The following is a 664-nucleotide window of genomic DNA, read 5'->3' on the forward strand; positions in this document are numbered from 1 at the left end:
TTTTTTTTTTCAACCAGAAGACGGCTACGGAGTTCCTAATGTGGATGGAGTTCAGACGTGTCCCGTCCCGTCGCGCGCCGCCTGCGCGAGGCACGCGCCGACCGAAAGCACCGCGTCGTTCAGATGCGGGGAAATCGCCAGGATCCGGGCGTCCGCCGGGTCTTCAAGCATGGGGATCGGTCTCCTCACGCCGGAAACCGCGGTCCCGGCACGACTTCGCCGGGACCGCGGATCCGGGATGGCCGTCAGTGCTCAGGAAGACTTGATTTCGAGCTGGGGAAGGGGGAAGACCAGGGTTCCGCCGTTCGCGAGGTACTCGTGCTCGCGCTCGATGAAACTGTCGCGGTAGCCCCACGGGAGGACCAGCAGCTGGTCGGGCTTCTGCGCTTTGGCGTCTTCCTCCGACACGATCGGGATCTCGCTTCCCGGGGTGAAGCAGCCGGCCTTGTCCGCGTTGACCTCGCCGATGGCGGGCAGATCCTTCTCGGTCAGGCCGCAGTACTGGAGGATCACGTTGCCCTTGGTCGACGCGCCATAGCCCAGCGTCAGCTTGCCCGCGGCCCTCGACGCGTCGAGGAAGTCGCGCAGTTCGCCCCGGTGCGCTTCGGTCTTGGCGGCGAACTTCTCGTAGGGCGCCATCGTGTGCAGGCCGATGGCCTCCTCG

1 protein-coding gene is annotated in these 664 nt (G+C 65.7%); it reads right to left on the reverse strand.

Annotation, left to right across the window (positions count from 1 at the left end):
* Positions 1-252: 252 nt before the first annotated feature.
* On the reverse strand, positions 253-664 hold a 412-nt coding region (locus CFP71_RS41830; RefSeq protein WP_341866912.1), incomplete at its 5' end, for a methyltransferase C-terminal domain-containing protein.

It is taken from the genome of Amycolatopsis thailandensis (assembly GCF_002234405.1).
Taxonomy (GTDB): Bacteria; Actinomycetota; Actinomycetes; order Mycobacteriales; family Pseudonocardiaceae; genus Amycolatopsis; species Amycolatopsis thailandensis.